This is a genomic window from Haemophilus sp. HMSC071C11, assembly GCF_001837655.1.
GTDB lineage: Bacteria > Pseudomonadota > Gammaproteobacteria > Enterobacterales > Pasteurellaceae > Haemophilus > Haemophilus influenzae.
Map to the genome: position 1 here is coordinate 1 of NZ_KV833398.1, position 24,085 is coordinate 24,085.

The 24,085-nt window shown below is 38.7% G+C and carries 22 protein-coding genes, 1 other RNA gene and 1 pseudogene; 8 read left to right on the forward strand and 16 right to left on the reverse strand.

What is annotated here, in order from left to right:
* Positions 1-324 (forward strand): alpha 2-3-sialyltransferase (locus tag HMPREF2644_RS00385; protein ID WP_257285106.1); only part of this gene is annotated, 324 nt, incomplete at its 5' end.
* 131 nt (positions 325-455) lie between these two features.
* The gene (typA, locus tag HMPREF2644_RS00390) at positions 456-2,306 is read left to right on the forward strand and encodes a translational GTPase TypA (RefSeq protein WP_005660047.1); all 1,851 of its coding nucleotides are present in this window, start codon (positions 456-458) and stop codon (positions 2,304-2,306) included.
* An 86-nt stretch (positions 2,307-2,392) separates the two neighbouring features.
* Here typA and pdxH read toward each other — a convergent pair whose 3' ends face one another.
* Positions 2,393-3,025, reverse strand: coding sequence for a pyridoxamine 5'-phosphate oxidase (gene pdxH / locus HMPREF2644_RS00395; RefSeq protein ID WP_038440325.1), 633 nt, complete (start codon positions 3,023-3,025; stop codon positions 2,393-2,395).
* A 192-nt stretch (positions 3,026-3,217) separates the two neighbouring features.
* Between pdxH and HMPREF2644_RS00400 the strand changes: the two genes are divergently transcribed.
* From HMPREF2644_RS00400 to rlmB, 3 genes are all read left to right on the forward strand, one after another.
* Positions 3,218-3,925, forward strand: coding sequence for a 7-cyano-7-deazaguanine/7-aminomethyl-7-deazaguanine transporter (locus HMPREF2644_RS00400; protein ID WP_038440326.1), 708 nt, complete (start codon positions 3,218-3,220; stop codon positions 3,923-3,925).
* A 191-nt stretch (positions 3,926-4,116) separates the two neighbouring features.
* The gene (rnr, locus tag HMPREF2644_RS00410; RefSeq protein WP_044364527.1) at positions 4,117-6,465 is read left to right on the forward strand and encodes a ribonuclease R; all 2,349 of its coding nucleotides are present in this window, start codon (positions 4,117-4,119) and stop codon (positions 6,463-6,465) included.
* Between the two features lie 55 nt (positions 6,466-6,520).
* Positions 6,521-7,261: a 23S rRNA (guanosine(2251)-2'-O)-methyltransferase RlmB gene (rlmB, locus tag HMPREF2644_RS00415; RefSeq protein ID WP_011272250.1), complete on the forward strand. Its 741-nt coding sequence runs from the start codon at positions 6,521-6,523 to the stop codon at positions 7,259-7,261.
* Between the two features lie 37 nt (positions 7,262-7,298).
* Here rlmB and clpB read toward each other — a convergent pair whose 3' ends face one another.
* The 4 genes from clpB to HMPREF2644_RS00435 all read right to left on the reverse strand — a co-directional run bounded on the left by clpB (position 7,299) and on the right by HMPREF2644_RS00435 (position 11,185).
* A complete protein-coding gene (gene clpB, locus HMPREF2644_RS00420; protein ID WP_011272249.1) occupies positions 7,299-9,869 on the reverse strand; it encodes an ATP-dependent chaperone ClpB in 2,571 nt (856 codons plus the stop codon).
* A gap of 127 nt (positions 9,870-9,996) precedes the next feature.
* Complete coding sequence (locus HMPREF2644_RS00425; protein WP_011272248.1) at positions 9,997-10,560, reverse strand: 5-formyltetrahydrofolate cyclo-ligase; 564 nt, start codon at positions 10,558-10,560, stop codon at positions 9,997-9,999.
* A gap of 17 nt (positions 10,561-10,577) precedes the next feature.
* Positions 10,578-10,775: non-coding RNA, 6S RNA (ssrS, locus tag HMPREF2644_RS00430), on the reverse strand.
* Positions 10,776-10,882: 107 nt separating this feature from the next.
* Entirely contained in the window at positions 10,883-11,185 is a 303-nt protein-coding gene (locus HMPREF2644_RS00435; RefSeq protein WP_005651366.1) for a cell division protein ZapA, read from the reverse strand.
* A 148-nt stretch (positions 11,186-11,333) separates the two neighbouring features.
* Here HMPREF2644_RS00435 and polA point away from each other — a divergent pair, with 148 nt between their 5' ends.
* Both polA and HMPREF2644_RS00445 read left to right on the forward strand, forming a co-directional pair.
* Positions 11,334-14,126 carry a DNA polymerase I gene (gene polA, locus HMPREF2644_RS00440; RefSeq protein ID WP_044364528.1) on the forward strand — a complete coding sequence of 931 codons (2,793 nt, stop codon included), beginning with the start codon at positions 11,334-11,336 and terminating at the stop codon, positions 14,124-14,126.
* A 14-nt stretch (positions 14,127-14,140) separates the two neighbouring features.
* A complete protein-coding gene (locus tag HMPREF2644_RS00445) occupies positions 14,141-14,488 on the forward strand; it encodes a hypothetical protein (RefSeq protein WP_011272246.1) in 348 nt (115 codons plus the stop codon).
* A 136-nt stretch (positions 14,489-14,624) separates the two neighbouring features.
* Here the strand turns inward: HMPREF2644_RS00445 and HMPREF2644_RS00450 are convergent, their stop codons facing one another.
* From HMPREF2644_RS00450 to HMPREF2644_RS00495, 11 genes and pseudogenes are all read right to left on the reverse strand, one after another.
* Positions 14,625-15,386 (reverse strand): HugZ family heme oxygenase, encoded by a 762-nt coding sequence (locus HMPREF2644_RS00450; protein ID WP_005652481.1) that lies wholly within the window; start codon positions 15,384-15,386, stop codon positions 14,625-14,627.
* A 175-nt stretch (positions 15,387-15,561) separates the two neighbouring features.
* Positions 15,562-17,205 carry an ABC transporter substrate-binding protein gene (locus tag HMPREF2644_RS00455; protein ID WP_038440331.1) on the reverse strand — a complete coding sequence of 548 codons (1,644 nt, stop codon included), beginning with the start codon at positions 17,203-17,205 and terminating at the stop codon, positions 15,562-15,564.
* 146 nt (positions 17,206-17,351) lie between these two features.
* Positions 17,352-18,743, reverse strand: coding sequence for an MDR family MFS transporter (locus tag HMPREF2644_RS00460; RefSeq protein WP_070828151.1), 1,392 nt, complete (start codon positions 18,741-18,743; stop codon positions 17,352-17,354).
* Positions 18,740-19,255 (reverse strand): molybdopterin-guanine dinucleotide biosynthesis protein MobB, encoded by a 516-nt coding sequence (gene mobB / locus HMPREF2644_RS00465; protein ID WP_038440332.1) that lies wholly within the window; start codon positions 19,253-19,255, stop codon positions 18,740-18,742. The genes HMPREF2644_RS00460 and mobB overlap by 4 nt, the downstream gene beginning before the upstream one ends.
* Before the next feature lie 153 nt (positions 19,256-19,408).
* A pseudogene (locus HMPREF2644_RS09355) lies at positions 19,409-19,605 on the reverse strand (hypothetical protein).
* 71 nt (positions 19,606-19,676) lie between these two features.
* Positions 19,677-20,111 (reverse strand): SoxR reducing system RseC family protein, encoded by a 435-nt coding sequence (locus tag HMPREF2644_RS00470; protein ID WP_005648296.1) that lies wholly within the window; start codon positions 20,109-20,111, stop codon positions 19,677-19,679.
* On the reverse strand, positions 20,105-20,878 hold the full coding sequence (locus HMPREF2644_RS00475) for a class I SAM-dependent methyltransferase (RefSeq protein ID WP_038440334.1): 774 nt from the start codon (positions 20,876-20,878) through the stop codon (positions 20,105-20,107). Before HMPREF2644_RS00475 ends, HMPREF2644_RS00470 begins: the two co-directional genes overlap by 7 nt.
* Complete coding sequence (gene trmA / locus HMPREF2644_RS00480) at positions 20,860-21,951, reverse strand: tRNA (uridine(54)-C5)-methyltransferase TrmA (RefSeq protein ID WP_005693197.1); 1,092 nt, start codon at positions 21,949-21,951, stop codon at positions 20,860-20,862. The genes HMPREF2644_RS00475 and trmA overlap by 19 nt, the downstream gene beginning before the upstream one ends.
* Before the next feature lie 143 nt (positions 21,952-22,094).
* Positions 22,095-22,430, reverse strand: coding sequence for a MaoP family protein (locus HMPREF2644_RS00485; protein WP_005648303.1), 336 nt, complete (start codon positions 22,428-22,430; stop codon positions 22,095-22,097).
* Between the two features lie 61 nt (positions 22,431-22,491).
* The gene (locus HMPREF2644_RS00490; RefSeq protein ID WP_005693196.1) at positions 22,492-23,109 is read right to left on the reverse strand and encodes a thiol:disulfide interchange protein DsbA; all 618 of its coding nucleotides are present in this window, start codon (positions 23,107-23,109) and stop codon (positions 22,492-22,494) included.
* A gap of 10 nt (positions 23,110-23,119) precedes the next feature.
* A complete protein-coding gene (locus HMPREF2644_RS00495; RefSeq protein ID WP_005648308.1) occupies positions 23,120-23,386 on the reverse strand; it encodes a YihD family protein in 267 nt (88 codons plus the stop codon).
* A 64-nt stretch (positions 23,387-23,450) separates the two neighbouring features.
* Here HMPREF2644_RS00495 and mobA point away from each other — a divergent pair, with 64 nt between their 5' ends.
* Positions 23,451-24,029 carry a molybdenum cofactor guanylyltransferase MobA gene (gene mobA / locus HMPREF2644_RS00500; protein ID WP_011272241.1) on the forward strand — a complete coding sequence of 193 codons (579 nt, stop codon included), beginning with the start codon at positions 23,451-23,453 and terminating at the stop codon, positions 24,027-24,029.
* The last annotated feature ends 56 nt before the right edge of the window (positions 24,030-24,085 follow it).

A 24,085-nucleotide genomic window follows, 5' to 3' on the forward strand; every position in this document is an offset into this window, starting at 1 on the left:
TCTATGGAATATGATTTAAATGCACTTTATTTCTTACAAAAACATTATGGTGTAAATATTTACTGTATTTCGCCAGAAAGTCCTCTATGTAATTATTTTCCTTTATCACCACTGAATAACCCATTTACTTTTATTCCCGAAGAAAAGAAAAATTACACACAAGATATTTTAATTCCGCCAGAGTCAGTGTATAAAAAAATTGGTATATATTCCAAACCAAGAATTTACCAAAATCTGATTTTTCGGTTGTTCTGGGATATATTACGTTTACCTAATGATATAAAAAAAGCTTTGAAAGCAAAGAAAATGAGACTACGCAAATAAACCTGAGGTATAATGCCTCGTTTTCTTCAACATAAGACAACAACCTATATTAGGATTAGGTGCAGTAAATTGCACCTTTTTTATAAAATCATATACCGTGCAAAATTGCACCTTACTCGAAGCATTAGATAATGAAAAACGAAATCAATATTAAAAAACTCCGTAACATCGCAATCATTGCGCACGTAGACCATGGTAAAACCACTCTTGTAGATAAACTTCTGCAACAATCTGGTACTTTTGAATCTGCACGTGGTGATGTAGATGAACGCGTTATGGACTCAAATGATCTTGAAAAAGAACGTGGCATTACAATTCTTGCAAAAAATACCGCGATTAACTGGAATGACTACCGTATTAACATCGTGGATACTCCAGGACACGCCGACTTCGGTGGCGAAGTTGAACGTGTGCTTTCTATGGTAGATTCTGTTCTATTAGTTGTTGATGCGTTTGACGGCCCAATGCCACAAACGCGTTTCGTGACTCAAAAAGCATTTGCTCACGGATTAAAACCAATCGTCGTGATCAATAAAGTTGATCGCCCTGGTGCGCGTCCTGACTGGGTTGTAGATCAAGTATTTGATTTATTTGTCAATCTTGGTGCAAGCGATGAACAGTTAGACTTCCCAATTATCTATGCTTCAGCATTAAATGGTGTTGCAGGTCTTGAACACGAAGATTTAGCCGAAGATATGACGCCATTATTTGAAGCTATTGTGAAATATGTAGAACCGCCCAAAGTAGAACTTGATGCGCCATTCCAAATGCAAATTTCACAATTAGACTATAACAACTATGTAGGTGTCATCGGCATTGGTCGTATTAAGCGCGGTGCGATTAAACCAAATCAACCTGTTACTATCATCAATAGTGAAGGAAAAACTCGTCAAGGTCGTATCGGTCAAGTACTTGGTCATCTTGGTTTACAACGTTATGAAGAAGACGTTGCTTATGCAGGCGATATTGTTGCGATCACTGGTTTAGGAGAATTAAACATTTCAGATACGATTTGTGATATTAACGCAGTGGAAGCATTGCCATCATTAACGGTTGATGAACCAACAGTCACCATGTTCTTCTGTGTAAACACCTCTCCATTTGCAGGGCAAGAAGGAAAATATGTCACATCGCGTCAAATTCTTGAACGCTTAAATAAAGAATTGGTTCACAACGTAGCGTTACGCGTAGAAGAAACCCCAAACCCAGATGAATTCCGTGTTTCTGGTCGTGGAGAATTACATCTTTCTGTGTTAATCGAAAATATGCGTCGTGAAGGTTATGAACTTGCGGTTTCTCGCCCTAAAGTAATCTATCGTGATATTGACGGTAAAAAACAAGAGCCATACGAACAAGTAACTATCGATGTGGAAGAACAGCATCAAGGTTCTGTAATGGAAGCATTGGGTATTCGTAAAGGCGAAGTTCGTGATATGTTGCCAGATGGCAAAGGCCGTGTTCGTTTAGAATACATTATTCCTAGCCGCGGATTAATTGGCTTCCGTGGTGACTTTATGACGATGACTTCTGGCACAGGCTTACTTTACTCAAGTTTTAGCCACTATGATGAAATTAAAGGTGGAGATATTGGCCAACGTAAAAATGGTGTATTAATCTCGAACGCAACAGGTAAAGCACTGGGTTATGCATTATTTGGCTTACAAGAACGTGGTAAGTTAATGATTGATGCAAACGTGGAAGTTTATGAAGGTCAAATTATCGGTATTCATAGCCGTTCAAACGACTTAACTGTAAACTGCTTGCAAGGTAAAAAACTGACGAATATGCGTGCTTCAGGTAAAGACGATGCGATTGTGCTGACTACACCTGTAAAATTCAGTCTTGAACAAGCCATTGAATTTATCGATGACGATGAATTAGTGGAAGTGACACCTGAGTCGATTCGTATCCGTAAAAAACTTTTAACGGAAAACGATCGTAAACGTGCAAATCGTACAACGACAAGTACTAGCACGCATTAATAAATAAAGCTAAACGCTAAAATTTAGAAAAAATTAACCGCACTTTGGGGATACAACTAAAGTGCGGTTATTTTATGCTCAATTTACTAAGGAGAAAGTCTTTCTCTAATCCAATTATCACTTTCTTTACGATAACGAATGCGATCATGTAAACGGCTTGGACGCCCCTGCCAAAATTCCACGGTTTCTGGCACAACTAAATAGCCGCCCCAATAATCTGGTCGAGGCACCTTTAACGGATGTTTAGCTGCAACCAATGCTGCTTTTGCTAGCAACGATTTATAATTAGAAATCACCGCACTTTGCTCACTTGCCCAAGCTCCTATACGACTGGTATAAGGTCGGGTAGCAAAATATTTATCGGATTGTTCTGCTGGAATTTTAACCGCCTTACCTTCAATCCGCACTTGGCGTTCCAATTCAGGCCAAAAGAAAGTCAGCGCGACATAAGGATTGCGCTCAATACAACCGCCTTTTCGACTAAGATAATTCGTAAAAAAGACAAAACCTTGCTCATTGACTTCTTTTAACAAAACCATTCGGCTATTTGGGCGACCTTGTTCATCAACAGTCGCAATATTCATTGCGGTTGGCTCATTGACTTGAGCATGAATAGCCTCTTTCTGCCACTGTTCAAATTGCGAAATTGGATTTTTATGGCAATCATGTTGTGAAAGCACTCGTTTAGTATATTCATCACGAATATTGTGTAACTCCATTTTCTCTCCTTTCAAATTTGATGAAAAACGCAAATAGAATAAAGGCTGTAAAATCATTCGTCAATTTTCACAAAATATAAAACTCAAATGTCATCGACTCTTGCAATTATTAGAAATATGCGTATCATCTAACCCCCTATATTCAACCTCGGGTTCCCTAACCCCGATTTATTTAAACTAAAAAGGTACAACATGAAATTAACCTCTCCGATCTTTAATGATCAACAAAAACGTCGTGCAATCATCTGGCTCAGCTTTTTCCACATATTCATCATTGCAGCGAGCAATTACTTTGTACAAATCCCTTTTGAAATCACGCTAAAATTAACCGCACTTGGTGCAGCAAACGATTTTTCTTTCCACAGCACTTGGGGAACGCTCACATTCCCATTTATCTTTTTAGCTACCGATTTAACCGTACGCATTTTCGGTGCGGAAGATGCGAGAAAAATCATCTTCGTGGTGATGTTTCCTGCACTTATTGTAAGTTACGTCATATCTGTTTTATTCTCTGAAAGCAAATTCCAAGGTTTCGAATCATTAACGCATTTTGATCTGTTTGTATTCCGTATTGCTATTGCGAGCTTTGCCGCTTACGTTATAGGACAATTGCTTGATGTGATCGTATTTAACCGCTTACGCCAGTTAAAAACTTGGTGGGTGGCGCCAACTAGCTCAATGACATTTGGCTCAATGGCGGATACATTCGTTTTCTTCAGTGTAGCCTTCTATCAAAGTGCAGATCCGTTCATGGCTGAACACTGGGCACAACTCGGTTTTGTAGATTACCTATTTAAGCTATTTGTCGGCATTATATTATTCGTACCAGCCTATGGCGTAGTATTAAATGTTATTTTACGAAAATTACAAATGCTCGTAACAGAACACGTTCCTGCATAAAATTTTTACCGCGCTTTTCATACTTTAAAAATATCTATAAAAAGTCATCACTGTTATAGTGCTGGGGAAAGATCGTTAAGTTCTTCAATTTTAAAATATCCTTAAAATATACAGTGATAATTTTATCCCCGTCTTGCATTATCCTCCTTACAGTGTCAAACTCTCCGCACTTTTTAAAACTGTAAAAAATAATGACAAAAAAACGTAAAAACTTAATCAGCCAAGATCCTCATTACAAACGAGAATTGGAAAAATACGGCAATCCAATCCCGAGCCGTGAATTTATTTTAAGCGTTATTCGAGACAATAATGCACCGATGAATCGGGATGAAATTTTGACCGCACTTTCCATTCGAAATGAAGAGCAAATAGAAGCGATGCGTCGCCGATTACGCGCGATGGAAAATGATGGCCAATTAGTGTTCACCAAACGTAAACGCTATGCCTTACCAGAAAAATTAGATTTATTTAAAGGCACGGTAATTGGTCATCGCGAAGGTTTTGGTTTTTTACAGGTCGATGGCAAAAAGGATGATTTATTCATTCCAAACCATCAAATGCAAAGAGTCATGCATGGAGATTTTGTCTTAGCGCAACTTGCTGGATTAGATCGTCGTGGTCGCCGTGAAGTGCGAATTGTGCGCGTATTAGAAAGCCGTAAAAAACAAATTGTGGGTCGTTTTTTCTTAGAAAACGGTTTTGGCTATGTAGTGCCTGATGACAGCAGAATTGGCAGAGATATTCTCGTGCCTAATGAACATCGTAATGGTGCTCGCATGGGACAAGTTGTGGTTGTCGAGTTGCAAGAACGTTCTGCCAGTTTTAACCAGCCAATTGGCGTGATCACTGAAATCCTAGGCGATAATATGGCGAAAGGAATGGAAGTGGAAATCGCCTTGCGTAACCACGATATTCCCCATAAGTTTCCAAGTGCGGTGGAAAAATACGTAAAAAAATTCACTGAAGAAGTGCCTGAAGAAGCAAAAAAAGGCCGTGTGGATTTACGCAATTTACCGCTTGTGACCATTGATGGCGAAGATGCGCGGGATTTTGATGATGCCGTTTATTGTGAAAAACATGGCAAAGGCTGGAAACTTTGGGTGGCGATTGCGGATGTTAGTTATTACGTACGTTTACGTTCCGCTTTGGATGTAGAAGCGCATAATCGTGGTAACTCGGTCTATTTTCCGAACCGAGTTGTACCAATGCTACCTGAAATTTTATCCAACGGCTTATGCTCTCTGAACCCACAAGTGGATCGTTTGTGTATGGTTTGTGAGATGCAAATTTCTGCCAAAGGTAAGCTCACAGATTATCGCTTTTATGAAGCGGTGATGAATTCTCACGCCCGCCTCACTTATACCAAAGTCGCAAAAATGCTTGAGGGCGATGAAGAATTACGCACTCGTTATTCTACGCTGGTGCCTCATTTAGAAGAACTTTATAAACTCTATCAAGCTTTACTTGGTGCGCGTCATCAACGTGGTGCGATCGATTTTGAAACCATTGAAACTAAGTTTATTTTCAATGCAATGGGGAGAATTGAGCGTATTGAACCCGTTGTTCGTAACGATGCCCACAAAATCATTGAGGAATGTATGATTCTTGCGAATATCGCAGCAGCCAATTTTATGGAAAAACATAAAGAGCCTGCGTTATATCGTATTCATGCCACCCCGAGCAAAGAAAAATTAACATCGTTCCGCGCTTTTTTAGGTGAGTTTGGTTTAACTTTAGAAGGTGGATTGAAGCCAACCACAAAAGACTATGCTACTCTCTTAGAACAAGTTAAAGAACGGTCTGATCATGAACTTATTCAAACAATGTTGCTACGTTCATTAAGTCAAGCCGTCTATCACGCTGATAATATTGGGCACTTTGGTTTGGCTTTGGAAGAGTATGCACACTTTACTTCGCCAATTCGCCGTTATCCTGACTTAACACTTCATCGAGGCATCAAATATTTACTCGCTAAAGAACAAGGCGCAAAACGTAAAACCACCGATACAGGCGGTTATCATTACTCTTTTGATGAAATGGATTTACTTGGCAATCACTGTTCAATGACGGAACGCCGTGCCGACGACGCAACTCGTGAAGTGGCTGATTGGCTGAAATGTGAATATATGCAAGATCATGTCGGTGGCGAATTTAGCGGTGTTATTTCATCTGTGACGGGATTTGGTTTATTTGTACGCTTAGATGATTTATTCATCGATGGTTTAGTCCATATTTCCACCTTAGAAAACGATTATTACCAATTCGATGCAGCAAAACAGCGTTTAATTGGCGAAAATAGCAGAATGCAATATCGCTTAGGCAATAAAGTTCGTATCAAAGTTGAAGCAGTACATTTAGAAAATAAAATGGTCGATTTCTCGCTGATGGGGAGTGAACGTAAACCTCGTCGTGCTGGAAAAACGGCGAAAGAAAAAGCCAAGAAAGTCTTTAAAGAACTACCGTCTAAAACATCCCAGAAACGAAAAAGTGCGGTAAAAAAGAAAGATGTTTTGAAGAAAGCATCTAGAAAACGAAAATAATTCACTTCCTATTGTAAAAATGAATTAAAAATTCAAATAAGAAAAAGAGAAATTTATGTCAGAACAAATCTACGGTATTCACGCGGTTAATAGTATTTTAACCCATTCGCCAGAGCGTCTAATTGAAGTCTTCGTACTTAAAAGACGTGAAGATAAACGCCTACAGCCACTCTTAAATGAGCTTTATTCCCTGGGAATTGGTGTGCAATTTGTTAATCGACAAACACTTGATAAAAAAGCCGATGGTGAGGTTCATCAGGGTGTCATTGCTCGAGTACAAGCGGCAAAAGAACTTAATGAAAATGATCTTGATGAAATTCTTGCGAATAAACAAAATCCGCTTTTATTAGTTTTGGATGGCGTGACGGATCCACACAACTTGGGTGCCTGCCTGCGAACAGCGGATGCAGCGGGCGCAGTGGCAGTGATCGTACCGAAAGATAAATCCGCACAATTAACATCTATCGCACGTAAAGTTGCTTGTGGCGCGGCAGAAACCGTGCCGTTAATTCGTGTAACCAATCTTTCTCGCACACTGCGCGATTTACAGCAAAACCATAATATTTGGGTGGTTGGCACTGCTGGCGAAGCCACTGAAACCATTTATCAAAGCAAACTGACAGGACCACTAGCACTTGTTATGGGAGCCGAAGGCGAAGGAATGCGTCGTTTAACGCGTGAACATTGCGATCAACTGATTAGTATTCCAATGGCTGGTTCAGTTTCATCATTAAATGTATCTGTCGCAACAGGGGTATGTTTATTTGAAATTGCACGTCAGCGTTTAGGTTCATAAGAAAAGTGCGGTAAATTTACCGCACTTTTTTTAATACCTATTGTCTAGCTTGAACTTCTGCGTTGGCGTAATCAATGGTAACAACCTTACCAGGTAATAACGCACCAGATAGAATTTGTTGTGCCAAGCTGTTTTCGATCTCTTGTTGAATAGCACGTTTCAATGGACGTGCACCATAAATTGGGTCATACCCCACTTCACCAATGAAATCTAATAAAGCGTCGGTAAACACTAATTCATAGCCACGAGTTTCCATACGTTTTGCTAAGCGTTCTAATTGGATACTTGCAATCGCACGAATATTCTCTTTACCAAGCGGATGGAATACCACAGTTTCGTCAATACGGTTGATGAATTCGGGACGGAAATGTTGGCTTACCACTGACATCACTAAGGCTTTCATTTCGCTATAGCTTTCGTCTTTGTTACCTTGGATTAAATCAGAACCCAAGTTAGAGGTCATAATTACCACCGTATTACGGAAGTCCACAGTACGACCTTGCCCGTCAGTTAAACGACCATCATCCAATACTTGTAATAAGATATTGAATACATCCGCATGGGCTTTTTCAACTTCATCTAATAAGATCACTGAATATGGACGACGACGAACAGCCTCAGTTAAATAACCGCCTTCTTCATAGCCGACATAGCCTGGAGGCGCACCCACTAAACGAGAGACACTGTGCTTTTCCATAAACTCTGACATATCAATGCGCACCATCGCATCTTCACTATCAAACAAGAATTTAGCCAAAGTTTTGCAAAGCTCTGTTTTACCCACACCTGTTGGCCCTAGGAACAAGAATGAACCAATTGGGCGATTAGGATCGGAAAGACCAGCACGACTACGACGAATCGCGTTTGCTACCGCATCAACTGCTTCTTCTTGACCAATCACTCGTTTATGTAGTTCATCTTCCATGCGCAAGAGTTTTTCTTTCTCGCCTTCCATCATTTTGGATACAGGAATACCTGTGGCTTTAGAAAGCACTTCTGCGATTTCTTCATCCGTGACACGATAGCGTAAAAGCGTCATTTCTTTTCCTTCGCTGGTTTCAGCTTGCTCGAGTTGCTTTTCAAGAGCAGGGATGCGTCCATATTGCAACTCTGACATTTTCGCTAAATCACCCGCGCGACGAGCTTGTTCTAGTTCGGTTTTTGCAGTATCTAATTCTTGTTTAATATGTTGAGAGCCAGAAAGCGTTGCTTTTTCAGATTTCCATACTTCTTCAAGTTCGGCGTATTCACGTTCTTTTTCAGCCAATTCTTTCTCTAACATTTCTAAACGTTTGCGACTTGCTTCGTCTTCTTCTTTTTGTAATGCCTGTTGTTCCAATTTTAATTGGATAATTCGACGTTCAAGGCGATCAAGCGGTTCAGGTTTAGAATCTATTTCCATACGAATGCTAGACGCCGCTTCATCGATCAAATCAATGGCTTTATCCGGCAATTGACGATCGGAAATATAACGATGTGAAAGCGTTGCGGCAGCGACAATCGCAGGGTCAGTAATATCCACGTGATGATGAATTTCATAGCGTTCTTTCAAACCACGTAAGATAGCAATGGTATCTTCTACACTTGGTTCGTCCACAAATACTTTTTGGAAACGGCGCTCAAGTGCGGCATCTTTTTCGATATATTGACGATATTCGTCTAACGTTGTTGCACCCACGCAATGTAATTCACCGCGCGCTAAACTTGGTTTTAATAAGTTACCCGCATCCATCGCACCATCGGTTTTACCCGCGCCGACCATAGTATGAATTTCATCAATAAAGAGGATCACGCGACCTTCTTCTTTAGAAAGTTCATTGAGCACCGCTTTTAAACGTTCTTCAAATTCTCCGCGATATTTTGCACCAGCAATCAATGCGCCCATATCTAATGAAAGCACACGTTTATTTTTCAAACCTTCTGGCACTTCGCCGTTTACGATACGCTGTGCCAAGCCTTCGACAATCGCCGTTTTCCCTACACCTGGTTCACCAATTAACACAGGGTTATTTTTGGTACGACGTTGTAATACTTGAATGGCTCGACGAATTTCTTCATCACGCCCAATTACAGGATCAAGTTTGCCACTTTCTGCACGAGCGGTTAAATCAATCGTATATTTTTCAAGAGCTTGTCTGCTTTCTTCTGCATTTTGATCGTTCACGTTTTGTCCCCCTCTAATGTGCTGAATAGCTTGCGAAATTTGTTCTTTTTTCGCACCGCACTTTTTCAAAATATCGCTGATCGTTCCTCGTTCTTCTAAAGCTGCAAGCAAAAACAATTCGCTCGAAATAAATTTATCTTGGTTTTGCTGTGCGAATTTATCGCATAGATTAAGTAAATTAATAAGCTGGCGTGAAAGTTGTACATCTCCACCATTGCCAATCACTTGCGGCAATTTATTTAGTTCTGTCTTTAATTCATTACGCAATAAAGCCACATTTACGCCACTTGCTGTCAAAATTGGCGCAATAGAGCCGCCCTGTTGATTTAAAAGTGCGGTCAATAAATGCACGGGTTCAATAAATTGATTGTCTTTTCCGATAGCAAGTGATTGTGCTTCGCTTAACGCTTCTTGGAATTTTGTCGTAAATTTTTCAATGTTCATACGCTTTCCTCAATTTTATTTCGGCTTTCGCCATTCGCATAAACTAAGTAAGCTCGGTTGAATAAATTTCAAGAGAAAAAATGAAATATTTTGATTTTATCTATCAATAAGATTTTGATGATAGGTTTTAATCCACCAAAATATCAAACAGTGGCACATCCCAATGCTCAGTGGGAAGATTTTCTACTTGCTGACATTGGTGCGCTAAACCAACTGGAATAAAAGACTTATTTTGCCAATTCTGCAACGTGCGATCATAAAATCCACCGCCCATACCAAGGCGATTTCCTTTTTTATCAAAAGCCACCAATGGCGTAAATAAAATATCCAGTTCATTTAATGGCAAAACATTTTGAACATTTAGCTTTGGCTCCCAAATGCCAAACTGATTTTGTTTCATTGGCGTATCAGGTAAATAGCGTAAAAACAATAAATAGTGTTTAGTAAAAGGATGTAAAACAGGCAAATACACATTTTTATTTTGCATCCACAGGGATTGGATTAAGGCTTTTGTTGAAATTTCACCATCAAAAGAAAAATATAATGCAATATTTTTGGCTTGTCGTTGCTCGATAAGATTTAACGCCTGTTGGGTCACTGATTGTGCTGCTTGTTGCTGTTGAAGTGCGGTTAAATTTGCGCGTATTTTTCGAATTTCAGCGCGGATTTGCTGGCGTTTTTGAGTATTCATAGAAATGAAAGGAGAAGATAGGACCCAGAGTGCCGCTGCGGGCAGTAGTCCTTGAACCCGACGGTTCAAGGAAATCAGTTGATACCGTTTTCAGGTTTCTTAGCCCAATGAACGAGTCAAAGGTTAAGCCTACACACCAACGATAGGAAACCAATTTATAAGATTTAAAGTATCGGCTCAGGGACATAGCCTACTGACGAACACTCCAGGTAATTCTTATGGGTTTATACTAGCCCAAATTCTCAGTATTGACTAGCATTTATTTGTCAAATTTAACGAGTTGCTTATAAAACGACAAAATGACTCTAATTTGATCATTAATTTAATGCGGTTCTTTTGTAACACGAATATTTTCTAATGAATGATCTAATTGTTGGATACCCGTTCTCAATACCTCTTCAATTTTAGCCGTTTTATTTTTTTCTTGGCTTAATTCAAAACTCAAATTGAGTGCCACAATAGAGAGCACACGATCAAGCTGAATAAGGCCTGTCTTTTCTTTCATTTCGGAAACCAATATATCTAAATTACGCGCAGCTTGGCGCAGTAATTCTTCTTGTTCAATGGGTACATTTAAACGCAAAACCTGACCCAAAACTAAAATTTCGACCAATTTTAACGACATTTGATTTCCTTAAATTAAATATTTGAATGGCTGATATTATGCCATAGCAAAAAATATTCGTCATAAATTTTACATTAAACCCGCCATTCGCTCATCACCATAAATTACGCTATAATGCCCACATTTTTCAGTTTAAAACGAGATTTTTATGGCCCAAATTGCAACAAATCCGCTTGTGCTAGTGGATGGTTCTTCTTATTTATATCGTGCATTTCATGCCTTTCCTTCTTTAACTAATGCCGCAGGTGAGCCAACAAACGCGATGTACGGCGTGTTAAATATGTTAAAACGCCTCATCTCACAAGTACAGCCCACTCATATAGCCGTTGTTTTTGATGCAAAAGGGAAAACATTTCGCGATGAAATGTTTGAACAGTATAAATCTCATCGCCCGCCAATGCCTGATGATTTACGCAAACAAATTCAGCCTTTGCACGATATGATTCGTGCATTGGGCATTCCGCTTTTAGTGGTGGAAGGGATTGAGGCAGATGATGTGATCGGTACTCTCGCACTACAAGCATCAAGTTTGGGTAAAAAAGTGCTCATTAGTACTGGCGATAAAGATATGGCACAGTTGGTGGATGACAATATTATGCTCATCAACACCATGAATAATAGCCTATTGGATCGTGAGGGTGTGATTGAAAAATACGGTATTCCACCTGAACTCATTATTGATTATCTCGCACTTATGGGCGATAGTGCAGATAACATTCCTGGCGTTGCTGGCGTGGGCGAAAAAACCGCACTTGGTTTACTACAAGGCATAGGAAGCATGGCTGAAATTTATGCCAATCTTGAAAAAGTAGCGGAACTGCCAATTCGTGGGGCGAAAAAACTAGGTGAAAAATTATTGGCTGAAAAACCCAATGCCGATCTTTCTTATACATTAGCAACCATCAAAACGGATGTTGAACTTAACGTGACAACAGATCAATTGTTGCTTGGAGAAAGCCAAAAGGATCAACTCATTGAATATTTTGCTCGCTACGAATTTAAACGCTGGCTTAATGAAGTGATGAATGGTGCTGACTCCATAACCCAAACCACTGAACAGCCAGTGAAAATGAACCAGTATCAGGCGACCTCACAAGATCAAAGTGCGGTGGAAAATACGCCTAAAATTCAAATCGATCGTACAAAATATGAAACCTTACTCACTCAAGCGGATTTAACGCGCTGGATTGAAAAACTCAATACAGCAAAACTCATTGCAGTGGATACTGAAACAGATAGCCTCGATTATATGTCTGCTAATTTAGTGGGTATATCTTTTGCTCTTGAAAATGGCGAAGCCGCTTATTTACCATTGCAATTGGATTATTTGGATGCGCCAAAAACACTCGAAAAATCGACCGCACTTGCGGCTATCAAACCCATTTTAGAAAATCCTGACATTCACAAAATTGGACAAAATATTAAATTTGATGAAAGCATTTTTGCCCGTCATGGCATTGAATTACAAGGTGTTGAATTTGATACGATGTTGCTTTCTTATACGCTAAATAGTACGGGTCGTCATAATATGGACGATTTAGCCAAACGTTATTTAGGTCATGAAACTATCGCATTTGAAAGCATCGCTGGAAAAGGAAAAAATCAGCTTACGTTTAATCAAATTCCATTAGAACAAGCCACTGAATACGCAGCAGAAGATGCGGATGTGACAATGAAATTACAACAAGCACTGTGGTTGAAATTGCAACAAGAACCAACGCTTGTTGAATTGTATAAAACAATGGAATTACCATTACTTCATGTGCTTTCTCGCATGGAACGTACAGGCGTTTTGATTGATAGTAATGCCCTCTTTATGCAATCTAACGAAATTGCCACAAGATTAACCGCACTTGAAGAACAAGCTTACGAATTAGCAGGTCAGCCATTTAATTTGGCTTCCACCAAACAATTACAAGAAATTTTGTTCGATAAACTTGGCCTACCTATTTTACAAAAAACGCCAAAAGGTGCGCCATCAACGAATGAAGAAGTATTGGAAGAATTAGCCTATAGCCACGAATTACCCAAAATTTTGGTCGAACATCGTGGGTTGAGCAAACTTAAATCCACTTACACGGATAAACTGCCTCAAATGGTCAACTCACAAACGGGACGAGTGCATACCTCTTATCATCAAGCGGTGACAGCGACAGGACGTTTATCATCAAGTGATCCAAACTTACAAAATATCCCGATTCGGAATGAAGAAGGTCGTCGTATTCGACAAGCATTTATCGCACGTGAAGGTTATTCTATTGTCGCTGCTGACTATTCTCAAATTGAGCTACGCATTATGGCACATCTTTCTGGCGATCAAGGCTTAATTAACGCCTTCTCTCAAGGCAAGGATATTCATCGCTCCACGGCTGCTGAAATCTTCGGTGTATCATTAGATGAAGTCACCAGCGAGCAACGTCGCAATGCTAAAGCGATTAATTTCGGCTTAATTTATGGGATGTCCGCGTTTGGACTTTCACGCCAACTTGATATTTCTCGTCCTGATGCAAAAAAATACATGGATTTATATTTCCAACGCTATCCGAGTGTACAGCAATTTATGACCGATATCCGTGAAAAAGCGAAAGCACAAGGCTATGTGGAAACGTTATTTGGTCGCCGTTTATATTTACCTGATATCAATTCTAGCAACGCAATGCGTCGTAAAGGGGCAGAACGCGTAGCGATAAATGCACCGATGCAAGGCACAGCTGCGGATATTATTAAACGAGCGATGATTAAACTTGATGAAGTAATCTATCACGATCCCGACATTGAAATGATTATGCAAGTACACGATGAATTAGTGTTTGAAGTGCGGTCAGAAAAAGTCGAGTTTTTCCGTGAACAAATTAAACAACAAATGGAAGATGCATCGGAATTAGTTGTTCCGTTGATCGTAGAAGTCGGTGTAGGTCAAAATTGGGATGAAGCGCATTAATTGGATAAGTAAGAATGAATTTAGAAAGACTTAACGAAATTGAAAAACCATTACTCCACATCGTTAAACACGATGTTGTGCCAGCCCTAGGCTGTACCGAACCCATTTCTCTTGCACTCGCATCTGCTACAGCGGCGAAATATTTAGGCAAAACACCTGAACGCATTGAAGTAAAAGTTTCGCCTAATCTGATGAAAAATGGATTGGGCGTTGCAGTGCCAGGAACAGGTATGGTTGGATTGCCTATTGCTGCGGCAATGAAGGTATTGTCGAACACGATCTTGATCGAACTATTGATAATCTCTGCGCTATTGCATCAAAAAGTATGCAGCATATCGACAGACAGGTTATCGAAATTATAGTAAGCAAGCCTTGTCCTTAATGAAAATAAAGTGCGGTAAAAAAATAAAGAAATTTCAATTTCACTCGAACTTATCGTAAACAAAAGGGGTGAGTATAAATTTACACTCAACCCTTTATCTTCATTAAGAGACAATATTATTTATCACTTTCTTTTTCATGTGGATTGCCTTTGACACCAATATGAGAAATTTCCCCATTAGCATCAATCAAATAAGCTTGGCCAAAACCTCTTACAAAACGACCTGTTCCAAATGTAAGTTCAACTAAATCAAAATCAGTAAATTCACGAATTGTTTTAATTCCGCCTACATCATTCATAGTTTCGGCTAATTTATCTAAGACTTTTTCAACAATTGGATCTTCACGAGGAATAAAACGTGCACTTGCTTTATAACGTAAGCGAGTACGCACAATAATTGACTTCGCTTTGTTTTCATCTTCTAAAAACATCACTTCTACTTGATTTGGATTGCGTTTTAAATTCTCATAATGCTCTGCAATGGCACTGATATAAATATAATATTTTCCATCAAAGAAAATAATTGGTGCATAAGACGCCATCGGTAAGCCATCTTTATCTAAAGTAGAAAGCACACAGCTTTTAAACTCTTGACGAAATTCATCAATTTTAGCCTTAATACGATCGTAATTTGCTACTGGTTTATTTTCTACACAAAGATTGATGATAGCTTGCTTAATTGAACCTGCGTCAGCTTGTTGTGGAAATTCCACACGTAATGTTTTGCCACCATTATATTTAAAATCTAAACCAGCAAAATCTACATTAACTAACGTCACATCTGTGATTTCCTTTTCGCCACCAAATTTTTTACAAAGGGCAGCCATATCATCTTGATGATGATCATTCATATGAGTGATAATTCGATTGAAATCCATTTTTGTTCCTTATATTAACAATTAATTTTTATTATTCTACGGAATCATATCCGATAGAAATAATGCAGAGCATTATACTCAAGTTAAAGTTATTTAACATATTTTTTACAGAATAATCCTTGATAAATAAAAAGCCCTTATAAATAAGGGCTTAAAATAAGTAAATCAATATGAATTATTTACCATCAACACTCACACCATAAAAAGCGTCATAGCCAAATGGGCTTTGTACATAACCTTTTACACGAGGACTAAGTGGCGCAAAACCAACAGAGTGGGCAACTGGAATCCAAGGTGCTTGATTATGGACAATAACTTGAGCTTGTTTATAAAGTTTCGCACGTTCTTCCTTATTGGTTAATCCAATAGCCTCATTGAGTAAAGCATCAAATTCTGAATTATTGAAACGTGCCATATTAGAATTACCTATATTTGAGCTACCTAATAATGGGGATAAGAAATTATCAGGATCGCCATTGTCGCCAGACCAACCAAAGATACCCGCAGTTAATTCTCCCTCTTTTGCTCGTTTTCTATAATCAGCCCATTCATAAGTCACTGGGTTAGTTTTTACACCAATTTTCGCCCAATCCGCCATAATTAATTCAGCCATACGTTTTGGATTTGGATTAGAAGCACGAATAATAGGTTGAATCCAGAAATCAGTTTCAAAACCATTTGGATAACCCGCTTCTGCTAAAAGTTGTTTTGCTTTTTCTGGATCGTACGGATAATCTTGGATTTCATCATTATAACTCCAAATTGTTGGAGGAAGTGGGTTTTTAGCTGATATTCCTGCGCCTTGATAAACCGCTTCAATAATCGCTTTTTTATCCACTGCGTAATTCAACGCTTGGCGCACTTTGACATTATCAAACGGTGCTTTTTCGGTATTGAATGCGATATACGCTACGTTCAAACCTTTTTGTTCCAAAAGTTGTACTTTTGGATCGGTTTTCATTTTGGCTAAATCCGCTACATTTGGGAATAAAATTAAATCGCAAGTACCCGCCTGTAATTTTGCATAACGTGTTGTTGCATCAGGCACAATGCTAATGACTAAACGATCTAAAGGTGTTCTACCTTTCCAATAATTTTCATGCGCAACATATTGTATGGCTTGATCTGTTTTATAATCCACAAAAACAAAAGGGCCTGTCCCCACTGGGCGACTATCAAGCGTTTCTGGTTTACCCGCTTTCAGCATTGAATCAGCATATTCTGCAGAATAAATAGAAATAAAATCCATACCAAGACTAGCCAAGAAAGTCGCATCTGTCTTGTTTAAGGTAATACGAATTGTGTTATCGTCTACTTTCTCCACTGATTTCAACAATTCAGGGAATTTCATTGCTTTAAAATATGGATAAGTCCCCTTAGATACATTGTGATATGGATGATTTGGATCTAACTGACGTTGGAATGAAAATACAACATCATCTGCATTAAAATCACGTGTCGGGGTAAATTCTTTTGTTGTGTGGAATTTAACCCCTTTTCTCAAATGAAAAGTATAACTTAAGCCATCATCACTAATTTCCCAGCTTTCAGCTAAAGCTGGTTCAATATCCGTTGAGCCTTTTTTAAATTCAACTAAGCGGTTATACACTTGTTGTGAGCTTGCATTATAAGAAGTACCTTCAATTATTAACGCAGGGCTAAATCCCAATGGAGCTTTCGCTGTGCAATAAACGAAAGTATTATTTGACGAGGATTTTGCTTCAGTTTGAGCGGTAGATTTATTTGCCGAGCTAGATTGATCACAAGCTGCCAAAACAAGAGTTGCAGCGGCGAGAGTTAATGTTGCTTTTAGTTTCATAAGCATACCTCAATGTTAGGCAGGGAATGCCCCACCATTTATGGTTAAACGATGGAGCTATCTCCACCAACAAGAAATATCAATAAGATATAAGCAAATTTCCCTTTTTTTAAATAAAAAAATTCTATGGATTATAACAAATTAATCTAAGGATTCTTTCGTAAATGATCGCCATCATTTTTGTGTAATTTCATAAGCGACCAAACTAAGGCGATTGCAAAAAGTGATGAGGTTAAAAAAGTATAGCTAAAAGCCTGTTGTAAACCATCACTTGCGCTAAAAAAATGTCTATAGAGATTTAGAATTATCGATGAAATAGCAATACCAAATCCAATCCCAACTTGCTGTACAATACTTAATACGGTAGAGCCTGTGCCAGACTGTTGTTTTGAAAGATCGCCTACAGCCAGCGTATTAATTGAAGTAAAAATGATCGACATACAAGCCCCATACCACATAAGATTACAAATAATCCAAGTTAGAGAGCTTTGTTTATCTAACCAAGCCATTGAAATCACAGAACCTGCCATCAAAAGTGCGGATGAAATTAGCGTTGTTTTATAGCCCCAACGATTTAAAATTCGTCCAATTAATATTTTCAACATCACAGAAATTAACGCAATCGGTGCTAATAGCCAGCCAGACATTTCGGCACTGTAACCGAAAGATAATTGGAACATCAAAGGCAATAAAAAGGGAACGCCAGATGCAGATAATCGGATAAAAATATTGGCAATAATACCTAATCTAAATGTACGAGTTCGGAAAAGGGATAAAGGTAAAATGGCATTTTCATTGTTTTTAGCATAGCCACAATAAGTTACGAGTAACAGAATACCAACAACTAATATGCTATAAGTTACACTTGAATTATGCTGACTTTCTCCGAGTAAATCCAAACCAAGCGTAATACCAACTAACCCCAATGCAAAGAGTAAAAAACCTGTCCAATCTAATTTCTCTGCCTCGCCCTTGATATTGTTCATCACGCTGCCCGATGCCAAAATTCCTAGCGCACCAATTGGAATATTAATTAAAAAAATCCAGTGCCAACTGGCGTGAATGACTAACCATCCACCTAAAATAGGCCCTAGAATTGGCCCAATCAAACCTGCAGTTGCCATTAAATTCCAAGCATTCACTAATTGTTGTTTAGGGACAGCTTGAATAATAGCTAAACGCGCAACGGGCATCATAAAGGCACCGCCTATCCCCTGAATCACTCGGGCTAAAATAAGGCTCTCTAAATTAGAGGCCGCGGCACAAGCAACTGAACCTAAAATAAACGTGAAAACTGCACCACGAAAAACAGTCAATGTCCCAAATTTTGCCGCAGCCCAAGCGGTAAGAGGAATAAATAATGCAACAGCTAAAGAATAAGCAATAATCGCCATTTGCATTTCAAAGGCGGGTTTATGTAAATCGGAAGATATCGCGGGTAAAGCTGTATTTAGAATGGTCGCATCGAGGCTTTGCATAAAAAGTGCCATTGCTGCTACCCAAGCTAAACCGCGATAGGCATTGGATTCAGTAGTCATCGTGCTCCGTGAAAATGGTGCAACCAATTTTCAATAAAATCGGCAATTTGCGGAATGCGGTTAATATCCAACAAAGTGCGGTCAATTTCAAGGGAATAATTCGTTGCAACTGCGAGCACATATTCGTCAATTTCGGGTAAAGGTTTTGTCATTTCTTGACGATGGAGCAAAATCTTTGGAATTGGCTCTTGTTTAAAGCCTTCCACCAACACTAAATCCGTTAAAGTGCGGTCAAATTGTTGCGCTAAATAATCCAATGAAACAGGTTTTGGCGTTTCCGTCATAATCGCCCAGCGTTCATCATTCGCTACAATGACTTGAGAAGAACCCGCCTCTTTCATACGCCAGCTATCTTTTCCTTCTTTATCAACTTGCATATTGTGATGGCTATGTTTAATCACTGAAACGCGAATGTGACGAGCGATCAGTTCTGGAATAAGTTTTTCTAATAATGTTGTTTTACCACTACCGCTATAACCGGTAATTCCAAGTAAAGGAATCTGATTGTTCATAAAAATAACCTTAAAAATCACCGCACTTTAGATACGGAAAACCCCGAAAGATCGGGGTTAATAAATTAAGAATGTTTTGCTACATAATTGGCAAAAATAAGTCCGCCAATAGCAAGAAGCGAAACAATGCCAAGCCCTATAGTAAGCCACATATTATTTTCCCTCCACTAATTGACGAAATTTACGCCCCATCACAAGGCAAGCATAAGCAATAATGAGCAAAAAAATAATATTTCATCCTTTTAGGAAAAGCGGTTGCTCGCCATAGAGTATAACAGGCATTGCTAGAATAGCAACTTTTGCCACATCATCACTAAGTTTGACCAAGCCTCTAAAGAGCTTTTTTCAATGGGTAATTTAAATAACTAGCTTTATAGTTTGCGATCTAGATCGCAGAAATAATAAAAAGCGAATAAAAAACTTAAGATAATATGCGCAATAAAACAGGCTGAAATTCTGTTTGTTGCCCTAATTTTCTGCTATAAGATTTTACAAAAATGAAAGAAAGTGCGGTTAATCCAAAGATTAAAATGGCACGCAGAATTTCATTATCGCTTATGTAATCGGACAACATAGTCACAATCAATAAGGTCAAAAGCGGTACAACATACATCAATAATGCCGACAACAACATCGACTTTTCTTCTAATCCAATTTCAACAATTTGACCTTCGCGTAATGGCATTAATGTTTCCACATTAAAAATATGCTCGCCACGTTTACCGTTTAATTCGGAAAGGCTTGATGTTCCACAACTGTTTTTAGCTGCACATTGGCCACAGGCACTTTGGGATTGGCATTTCACTTTGGCAATGCCATTTTCATAGCTAATAACAACGGCACTTTCTCTTAGCATTGGGATGCTCCCATATAAATATCAAAGCGATGATTTTTCGTTTCACGGCTAAAGTGCGGTTGTTTTCCACAAAGAAATTCCGCATAGTCAGGACGCTTCACGACCACACGTTTTTTAGCTAATTGGAGTGCAGGTAAAAGCAATTCATCAGCATCTAAATCAGCCCCGACTAAATGCTGGAATACACGCATTTCCTTTTTTACTAGTGCAGATTTTTGTTTATGCGGATACATTGGATCGAGATAAACCACATCGGCATAATCGCTATTAGGATCAAGTTCATTAATATGCTGAACATTCAGCAAGTGCAAATTTTGTTGCAACATCTCGCCGATTTCCTCATCTTGATAAGCACGATTTAAACCATCTTGCAGAAGTAAAAAAACAACAGGATGGCGTTCTACTAAACGAACTTGGCAGCCAATTGCGGCTAACACAAAGGCATCACGTCCTAGACCAGCTGTTGCATCAATAACCGTTGGCAATGCCGAACCTTTAATCCCTACTGCTTTCGCTACGGCTTCTCCACGTCCACCACCGAATTTACGACGGTGAGCCATTGTGCCACCAACAAAATCAACATAAACCGCTCCGAGTTTAGGTTCGTCTAGTTTACGAAGTTCTAAACGGTCATCGGTTTGAACAAGTGCAAGTGGGCTCTTTTCATTATGAATAATGTTGTGTTCAGCACAAAGTGCGATCAATTCTGCTAATGTTTTTTCTGTCGATTCAGAAATCAGCTGAATTCCTACTTGCGAATGAGCCATAGGCCGCTTTCCATGTGGTCAGTGTAAGGGAATTGGTCAAATAACGCCGCTTTTTCAATGCGGTGCGTTTTTGATAGTTCAACAAGATTATCACACAGCGTATGTGGATTACAGGAAATATACAAAATGCGATCGTAATTTTGTACAAGTTTCACTGTATCAGGATCAAGCCCCGCACGAGGCGGATCGACAAAAATGGTATTACATTCATAAGATTTTAAATCAATCCCTTTCAAGCGGTTAAAGGCTCTAACCCCATTCATTGCCTGCGTAAATTCCTCTGCCGACATACGGATAATTTGTAAATTATCCACTTTATTTTCAGCAATATTAAATTGTGCGGCGGCTACGGAAGGTTTGGCGATTTCTGTTGCCAATACCTTACGGAAATTTTGTGCAAGTGCGATAGAAAAATTACCGTTTCCGCAGTAAAGCTCTAATAAATCACCTTCGCTATTTTGGGTACAATCAATTGCCCATTCAAGCATTTTGCAGTTTACCGTTGCGTTTGGCTGGGTAAAACTATTCTCGACTTGGCGATAGACATAATTTCTGCCATTCACAGGTAAAACTTCGTCCACATAATCTTGCTCAAAACAGATTTTTTGTTTACTTGCACGCCCGATTATTTGCACATCAAAATCTTGCTTTTCGAGTAAATCTTTCAAATTTTTAGCCGCACTTTCCCATTCTTCAGTGAGTGTTTTATGATAAAGCAAGCTCACAATAATCTTATTACTCAAGGTGCTAAGGTAATCAATTTGGAATAATTTTTTGTGTAGCACTTCTTGTTGTTTTAACAAAGGTAATAAGGTTTGCATCATACGATTAATTAGCATGCTGGCGATTGGAAATTCATCCACGCGATAACGCTGCAGCGTCGCTTGATCAAACATAATATGGTAAAAATCATCTTGCTCGTGCCAAATACGAAACTCCGCACGCATGCGATAATGACTTGTTGGAGAGTCAAAAACTTGAATATCTGGTGCATTAAAAGGGTGTAAAAGTGCGGTTAATTTTTCAAGTTTTTTTTGTAGCAGTTCGTTGTATTGAGAAATCGGTAATTGCATAGAAATTAGTATTCATAGGGTGTATGAAGACGAATCGTTCATACAAAGATAGGAGAATAAAGTTATCAGCCGTGAATTACGCGTGATTTCACAAGCTATTCAAAAACAAAAGGCAGACTTCCGCCTGCCTTATTTAACGTATCTTATTCGCCGGAATAATCTTCACCGCCAGAGGCAGCTTCACTCACATCACTAGATAAGGTGTAAACACGTTTTTTAGTGTTAATACGAGTACGATATTTATTCCAAGTTTTTTCAAAGAAAGTCTCTGCTGCGCGCTCACCACGGCAAAATGCGACGAAATCTTTTTCTTCTTTAGTCGCTGGCTCACGTTCCCCTAAGTCTAATGCTTTGAACGCTTGACCATATTGCTCAAGCACCTGTGATTCTTTAATTGTGTAATCACCGTGACGGGAAAAACCACGAGGGTAGTTTTTGTCGTCAAAGAAACGACGCGTTACGCTAAAACTTGCAGCCATAATATTCTCTCTTCTTTCATTAATATTTACAAAATAGGGCTGGCATTAAACCAATTTTTCGTTATTTTTGCAATAAACCTTTTACGGTTTGCACATAATCTTTCACGAAATCATCATAATTTAACCCTTCAGGGTTTACACGGAATTTTCCATTTACATAAAAATCAGGTACGCCACGCACTTTAAATTGTTCTGCTGCATTCACTTGTTTATTAACTAAACCATTTACTGCAAAACTATTAATGCCACCATCAAATTGCTCGGCGGTTATGCCATTCGATAAGAAGATAGCTCGAATATCATCCATTGATTTCAAGGCATCCTTTTGAGCCGCTTCAAATAATGGTGATTTTACTTTACTTTCTGCACCTAATGCCATTGCTAACGCCCAAGCACGTGTTAAGTTTTCAGATTGATGACCTAAGAAATTTACATGATATTGTTTAAATTTCACATCTTTTGGTAAAGCATCTACGACTTGTTGTGGAATTTTGTATTCCATTTCAAAGGCGTAACAATGCGGGCAATAGAATGAGAAAAACTCAATCACTTCTTTTTGCTGTGAAGCCTGTTGACTCACTTGAACATATTGTTTGCCTTCTTGTAAATCTGCGGCAAAACTATTTACAGACATAAGCGTGCTGACACCTAAACCTAACGCAAGTAATACTTTTTTCATTTCTTTCCTCTTATTTAATGATACCGCGAGCACGGAGCAATGCGGTTTTAAAATCTTCTTCGTAATCTTTTTTGAGACCAGGAATTGGCTCATATTTATCTGTACCATCCATTTTTAACTGATAAATAATCACTTCATCAGTTAATTCATTTAATGGTTTTTGGAAACCTGATTCATTGGCAATTTTTTGCAAAATTTCCATTAAACTCAAATCCGAGTCTTTAGACCAATAAAACTGTAAAAGTTCCAAAACTTCATTTAAACGCTTACATTTCATTGCTATTTCCGTTTTAATCGTAAAAAATAGGCAAATGATACTTGAAATAATGATAGATTAAAATATGACAATTACAATAAGTGCGGTAATTTTGGCAGGTGGCAAAGCACGCAGAATGGGCGGGCAAGATAAAGGATTACAGATTTTAGGTAAACAATCTTTAATTGAACATGTTATTAATCGCTTACAACCACAAATTCATCAGATTTCAATTAACACTAACCGAAATCAAACAGAATATGCAAAATTTGGCTTTCCTGTTTTCTCCGATGAACTGCCCGATTTTCAAGGGCCATTAAGTGGCATGCTAACAGCTCTAGAAAAGACAAAAAGTGACTTTATCCTTTTTACACCTTGTGATACGCCTTTTTTTCCTATGAATCTTTTAGATAAACTCAAAAGTGCGGTTAAAAATGACCGCACTTTAATTGCGTATGCTTGCGATGAAGAACGTGAACATCCCGTTTTTTGTTTAATGTCCGTTCAGCTAAAGGAAAAATTGCGACACTATTTAGCATCGGGTGAACGACGCCTTTTACAATTTATGAAAGAAAATGGCGGGATTTCAGTAAAATTCACGCAAGAAGAAGGTAACTTCGAGAATTTTAATACGCTAGATGATTTAAAGAAAACAGTCATCTAACCGAACACTAACAAAAGTGCGGTTTATTTTTATTATTTACGAGCACCAAATATCGC

Coding starts and splice junctions, on each gene's coding strand:
- typA (WP_005660047.1), top strand. CDS start 456: ATGAAAAACGAAATCAATATTAAAAAACTCCGTAACATCGCAATCATT.
- pdxH (WP_038440325.1), bottom strand. CDS start 3,025: ATGGAGTTACACAATATTCGTGATGAATATACTAAACGAGTGCTTTCA.
- HMPREF2644_RS00400 (WP_038440326.1), top strand. CDS start 3,218: ATGAAATTAACCTCTCCGATCTTTAATGATCAACAAAAACGTCGTGCA.
- rnr (WP_044364527.1), top strand. CDS start 4,117: ATGACAAAAAAACGTAAAAACTTAATCAGCCAAGATCCTCATTACAAA.
- rlmB (WP_011272250.1), top strand. CDS start 6,521: ATGTCAGAACAAATCTACGGTATTCACGCGGTTAATAGTATTTTAACC.
- clpB (WP_011272249.1), bottom strand. CDS start 9,869: ATGAACATTGAAAAATTTACGACAAAATTCCAAGAAGCGTTAAGCGAA.
- HMPREF2644_RS00425 (WP_011272248.1), bottom strand. CDS start 10,560: ATGAATACTCAAAAACGCCAGCAAATCCGCGCTGAAATTCGAAAAATA.
- HMPREF2644_RS00435 (WP_005651366.1), bottom strand. CDS start 11,185: ATGTCGTTAAAATTGGTCGAAATTTTAGTTTTGGGTCAGGTTTTGCGT.
- polA (WP_044364528.1), top strand. CDS start 11,334: ATGGCCCAAATTGCAACAAATCCGCTTGTGCTAGTGGATGGTTCTTCT.
- HMPREF2644_RS00445 (WP_011272246.1), top strand. CDS start 14,141: ATGAATTTAGAAAGACTTAACGAAATTGAAAAACCATTACTCCACATC.
- HMPREF2644_RS00450 (WP_005652481.1), bottom strand. CDS start 15,386: ATGGATTTCAATCGAATTATCACTCATATGAATGATCATCATCAAGAT.
- HMPREF2644_RS00455 (WP_038440331.1), bottom strand. CDS start 17,205: ATGAAACTAAAAGCAACATTAACTCTCGCCGCTGCAACTCTTGTTTTG.
- HMPREF2644_RS00460 (WP_070828151.1), bottom strand. CDS start 18,743: ATGACTACTGAATCCAATGCCTATCGCGGTTTAGCTTGGGTAGCAGCA.
- mobB (WP_038440332.1), bottom strand. CDS start 19,255: ATGAACAATCAGATTCCTTTACTTGGAATTACCGGTTATAGCGGTAGT.
- HMPREF2644_RS00470 (WP_005648296.1), bottom strand. CDS start 20,111: ATGCTAAGAGAAAGTGCCGTTGTTATTAGCTATGAAAATGGCATTGCC.
- HMPREF2644_RS00475 (WP_038440334.1), bottom strand. CDS start 20,878: ATGGCTCATTCGCAAGTAGGAATTCAGCTGATTTCTGAATCGACAGAA.
- trmA (WP_005693197.1), bottom strand. CDS start 21,951: ATGCAATTACCGATTTCTCAATACAACGAACTGCTACAAAAAAAACTT.
- HMPREF2644_RS00485 (WP_005648303.1), bottom strand. CDS start 22,430: ATGGCTGCAAGTTTTAGCGTAACGCGTCGTTTCTTTGACGACAAAAAC.
- HMPREF2644_RS00490 (WP_005693196.1), bottom strand. CDS start 23,109: ATGAAAAAAGTATTACTTGCGTTAGGTTTAGGTGTCAGCACGCTTATG.
- HMPREF2644_RS00495 (WP_005648308.1), bottom strand. CDS start 23,386: ATGAAATGTAAGCGTTTAAATGAAGTTTTGGAACTTTTACAGTTTTAT.
- mobA (WP_011272241.1), top strand. CDS start 23,451: ATGACAATTACAATAAGTGCGGTAATTTTGGCAGGTGGCAAAGCACGC.